6 protein-coding genes are annotated in these 4843 nt (G+C 71.6%); 4 read left to right on the forward strand and 2 right to left on the reverse strand.

What is annotated here, in order from left to right:
- Positions 1-252: hypothetical protein (locus tag A6Q79_RS18210; protein ID WP_317698927.1), on the forward strand; the 252-nt coding region annotated here is incomplete at its 5' end.
- Here A6Q79_RS18210 and A6Q79_RS18215 read toward each other — a convergent pair.
- The gene (locus A6Q79_RS18215) at positions 237-1049 is read right to left on the reverse strand and encodes a DUF1206 domain-containing protein (RefSeq protein ID WP_286689312.1); all 813 of its coding nucleotides are present in this window, start codon (positions 1047-1049) and stop codon (positions 237-239) included. The two genes, A6Q79_RS18210 and A6Q79_RS18215, sit on opposite strands and share 16 nt — an antisense overlap.
- Before the next feature lie 62 nt (positions 1050-1111).
- Between A6Q79_RS18215 and holA the strand changes: the two genes are divergently transcribed.
- Complete coding sequence (gene holA / locus A6Q79_RS18220; protein WP_067858798.1) at positions 1112-2083, forward strand: DNA polymerase III subunit delta; 972 nt, start codon at positions 1112-1114, stop codon at positions 2081-2083.
- A 102-nt stretch (positions 2084-2185) separates the two neighbouring features.
- Here the strand turns inward: holA and rpsT are convergent, their stop codons facing one another.
- Positions 2186-2446 carry a 30S ribosomal protein S20 gene (gene rpsT / locus A6Q79_RS18225; protein WP_067858795.1) on the reverse strand — a complete coding sequence of 87 codons (261 nt, stop codon included), beginning with the start codon at positions 2444-2446 and terminating at the stop codon, positions 2186-2188.
- 223 nt (positions 2447-2669) lie between these two features.
- Between rpsT and A6Q79_RS18230 the strand changes: the two genes are divergently transcribed.
- Positions 2670-3005: a hypothetical protein gene (locus A6Q79_RS18230; RefSeq protein WP_067858791.1), complete on the forward strand. Its 336-nt coding sequence runs from the start codon at positions 2670-2672 to the stop codon at positions 3003-3005.
- Between the two features lie 67 nt (positions 3006-3072).
- A partial coding sequence (gene lepA, locus A6Q79_RS18235; RefSeq protein ID WP_317698928.1) for a translation elongation factor 4 occupies positions 3073-4843 on the forward strand: 1771 nt, incomplete at its 3' end.

Here is a 4843-nt window from a genome sequence, read left to right on the forward strand (position 1 = left end):
GTGCTGAAGGTCGCGCACCACGGCAGCGCCGACACGTCGTGGCGGTTCACGCGTGCGGTCGCGCCACGCCTGGCCACCGTGTCCGTCGGGGCCGACAACGACTACGGGCACCCCACCGGCACCGCCCTGCGGATGCTGCGCCAGGTCGGCGCGGTGGTGCACCGCACCGACCACGAGGGCGACGTCGCGGTCGTCGTGCGCGACGGACGCCTGTCGGTCGTGTCGCGGGGGAGCGGTCAGCGGTCGAGGTAGCGCGCCCGGGCGAGGCACCAGACGCCGTACAGGCCGATCCCCACCGCGATGAGCGCCAGCAACCACGGTCCGAAGGGCTGCTGCAGGACCGTGCGCAGGGCCTCGTCGAGGCCGCCCGAGCGGTCGGCGTCGTGGGTCAGCGCGGCGAAGCAGAACAGGGTCCCGACCAGCCCGATGGCGACACCCTTCGCCACGTGCCCGACCGCGCCGAGACGCAGGAGCCAGTCGCCCGAGGTGCCGCTCAGACCCTCCGTCGCGAGGTGCTCGCGGTGCCGGTCGCTGAGTCCGCGCCATGCCGTCCACGCGCCGTAGCCCACGACGGCGAGCCCGGCCACGCCTACGAGCACCGCGCCGGCGGGCAGGGCCAAGGCGCGCGCCGTCCACGTCTCGCTGCCCGACCCGCCCGAGCTGCCGCTCCGGGCGATGACCTGCACGCCGCTCCAGCCCACGACGCCGTAGACCACCGCCTTGACCAGGTCGGCACCGCGAGCCGCCCACAGCGTCGCGCCGTCGTCGTCGCGGTGCCCGACGACCGCCTCGAGCACGCGCCACAGGACGAGCACCGCCATCCCCGCGACCACGAGCCAGAGCACGGTCCGGCCGAACGGCTGCTGCGCCAGCTCCGCCAGCGCGCCTCGGGTGTCGGCCGAGCCGCTGCGGTGCCCGAACGCGAGCTGCAGAGCGAGGAACGCCAGCACGAGGTGCACGAGCCCGTAGGCCACGAAGCCGAAGCGGACCAGGTGGTCCACCCACGCGTCGTCGGCGTGGGCGACGACGTCGTCGGCGTCGAGCGGCATGGCGAGAGCGTACGCCCGCGTCGTCGGGCGGGCTCGTCGGAGCGGACGACTACGCTGGGCGCGTGGCGTCGCCGTTCGGGAAGATCCTGCTCATCACCGGGAGCTCGGAGTACCTGTCCGACCGCACCCGGGCGCGCGCCGTGGCCGGCATCAAGGCCGCCGACGCCGAGTGCGAGGTCGCCACCGCCACGTCGGGCGGCCTCGGGGCGGGCGAGATCGCCGGACTCACCAGCCCGTCGCTCTTCAGCTCCGCCAGCGCCCTCGTCCTGACCGAGCTGCAGGACCTGCCCGACGTCGCCCAGGGCGAGCTGCTCGCCTACGCGAAGGACCCCAGCCCCGACGTCGCCGTCGTGCTCGTGCACGGGGGAGGGCAGAAGGGCAAGGGTCTGCTCGACAAGCTGCGCGCCCAGGCGGCCGTCCACGAGGTCAAGAACGAGGCGCCGAAGTACGAGCGCGACCACGCGCGGTGGGTGGCCGGCGAGCTGCGCGACCTCGGCACCCGCATCGACGAGGAGGCCGCGACGCTGCTGGTCGCCGCCGTCGGCCAGGACCTGCGCGCCCTCGCCGGTGCAGCCGACCAGCTGGCCGCGACCCTCGACTCCGGCAGCGAGGTCACGGTCGAGGTCGTGCGCCGCTACTTCGGTGGCCGCGCCGACGTGCGCGGCTACGAGATCGCCGACGCCGCCATCGAGGGGCGGATCAACGTCGCGCTTGAGCAGGCGCGCTGGGCCGAGACCGCCAAGGTCGCGCCGGTGCTCATCACGAGCGCGCTCGCCGCTGGGCTGCGCCAGCTCGCCCGTCTCGCCGACGCACCCGCGCGGCTGGGCGAGGGCGAGCTGGCCCGCCACGTCGGCGCGCCGCCGTTCAAGGTGCGCGTGCTGCGGCGTCAGCTGCAGGGGTGGGAGCCGTCCGGGCTGGCCCGTGCGCTCGACGCGGTCGCGCAGGCCGACATCGACGTCAAGGGCGGCGCGGCCGATCCCGCGTACGCCGTCGAGCGCATGGTCCTGCAGGTCGCGGCCGCACGCCGGCGTTGACGTCGCCGCCGCGTGCGTCGGCCCTGCGCGGTCGTCAGTGCCTGAGCACGACGAAGGCCCCCGGCGGTGCCGGGGGCCTTCGTCGATGCTGGGGGGCTGCGGTCAGAGCGACGCGGCCTTCTTGGCGATGGCCGACTTGCGGTTCGCCGCCTGGTTCTTGTGGATGACGCCCTTGCTGGCGGCCTTGTCGAGCTTCTTGCCCGCCTCGGCGGCGTACGCCTTGGCCTGGTCGGTCTCGCCGGCCTCGACGGCGGCGTGGAAGCGACGCACGGCCGTCTTCAGCGCGGAACGCACCGACTTGTTGCGCTCGCGAGCGGCCTCGTTCTGACGGTTCCGCTTGATCTGCGACTTGATGTTCGCCACGTGGCTGACCTGTTCTCTCGTGCGTGAAGGGAATGTGCTGCAAGTGTGAGGGCGTGCGTGCGGGCACGCGACCACCCACAGTACCAGCGAGCACCGTGCGCCCCCAAATCAGCCCCGAGCGCCCCTCGCCTCGCCCGCGTTCCGTGGACCTGATGACGAAAGTCCGCGCCGAAACCGTCGCCAGCTCCCCACGACGCGGGGAGGGGGTCCTACGATCCGAGGCATGCAGACGCTCTACGACGTCCTGGTCTGGCTCCACGTCCTCAGCTGGGTGGTGGCCCTCGTCGGCTACGTGACGACGATCCGCCGCCCCCAGCTCAACCTCGCGATGGTCGTCGGTGTGACCGCCGCCTTCGTGCTCGGCGTCGTGCTGACCGGCGTCGCGCCCGCGGCCGACGTCGACCTGAACTACGCCAAGATCGGGCTCAAGCTGGCCATCGCCTTCGTCGCGGTGGGCCTCGCCCACGGCACCCGACGTCGCCCCACGCCGAACCCGTTCGCGCACGTCGTGGCCGGCCTGGTCGTGGTCAACGTCGCCATCGCCTACCTCTGGACGTGAGCCCCGGTGGGTACGCCCCGGTGGGCGTGCTCACGGGCCTCGCCCCGGATGGGAGGATGGGGGCACCATGACGAGCACCACGACGCCGGGCGCGGCGCCCCAGCCGGGTTCGACCGACCCGTCCCTCCTGCGCAACTTCTGCATCATCGCGCACATCGACCACGGCAAGTCGACGCTGGCCGACCGCATGCTGCAGCTCACCGGCGTCGTCGACGAGCGTGCCGCGCGGGCCCAGTACCTCGACCGCATGGACATCGAGCGCGAGCGCGGCATCACCATCAAGAGCCAGGCCGTCCGCATGCCGTTCACCAAGAGCGCGGGCGACGACGCCGGGACGCACTACGTGCTCAACATGATCGACACGCCCGGCCACGTCGACTTCACCTACGAGGTGAGCCGCTCGCTGGAGGCCTGCGAGGGCGCCATCCTGCTCGTCGACGCCGCCCAGGGCATCGAGGCGCAGACGCTGGCGAACCTGTACCTGGCGATGGACGCCGACCTGCACATCATCCCCGTGCTGAACAAGATCGACCTGCCCGGCGCGCAGCCGGAGAAGTACGCCGAGGAGATCGCCGGCATCATCGGCGGCGACCCCGACGACGTGCTGCGCGTCTCGGCCAAGACCGGCCAGGGTGTCGAGGCGCTGCTCAACCTCATCGTCGACGAGGTGCCGCCTCCGGAGGGTGACGCCGACGGTCCGCCGCGGGCGCTGATCTTCGACTCCGTCTACGACACCTACCGCGGCGTCATCACCTACGTCCGCGTCGTCGACGGTCGGCTCAGCCACCGCGACAAGATCAAGATGATGTCGACGAACGCCGTGCACGAGATGCTCGAGGTCGGCGTCATCAGCCCCGAGCCGGTCAAGGCCGACCACCTCGGCGTCGGCGAGGTCGGCTACCTCATCACGGGGGTGAAGGAGGTGCGCCAGTCGCGCGTCGGTGACACCGTCACGTCGAACGCGCGCCCGGCCGACGAGCCGCTCGGCGGCTACGCGCACCCCAACCCGATGGTCTTCTCGGGCCTGTACCCGATCGACGGCGACGACTTCTCGACCCTGCGCGAGGCCCTCGAGAAGCTGCAGCTCAACGACGCCGCGCTCGTGTACGAGCCGGAGTCGTCGGGCGCGCTGGGCTTCGGCTTCCGCATCGGCTTCCTCGGCCTGCTGCACCTGGAGATCGTGCGCGAGCGTCTCGAGCGCGAGTTCGACCTCGACCTCATCTCCACGGCGCCGAACGTCGTCTACAAGGTGGTCATGGAGGACGGTCGCGAGATCGTCGTCACCAACCCGAGCGAGTACCCGTCGGACGGCAAGATCGCCTCGGTGCACGAGCCGATCGTCTCCGCGACGATCCTCGCGCCGTCGGACTACATCGGCGTCATCATGGAGCTCTGCCAGGCCCGCCGCGGCCAGCTGAACGGCATGGACTACCTGTCCGAGGACCGCGTCGAGATCCGCTACACGCTGCCCATGGGCGAGATCATGTTCGACTTCTTCGACGCGCTGAAGAGCCGCACGAAGGGCTACGCGTCGCTGAACTACGAGCTCGCCGGCGAGCAGCAGGCCGACCTCGTCAAGGTCGACATCATGCTGCAGGGCGAGGTGGTCGACGCGTTCAGCGCCATCGTCCACCGCGACTCGGCCTACGCGTACGGCGTGATGCTCGCGGGCAAGCTCAAGGAGCTCATCCCGCGCCAGCAGTTCGAGGTGCCCATCCAGGCCGCCATCGGCGCCCGCATCATCGCCCGCGAGAACATCCGTGCGATGCGCAAGGACGTGCTCGCCAAGTGCTACGGCGGCGACATCAGCCGCAAGCGCAAGCTGCTGGAGAAGCAGA

Source organism: Aeromicrobium sp. REDSEA-S32_B7, from assembly GCF_001626145.1.
GTDB lineage: Bacteria > Actinomycetota > Actinomycetes > Propionibacteriales > Nocardioidaceae > Aeromicrobium > Aeromicrobium erythreum.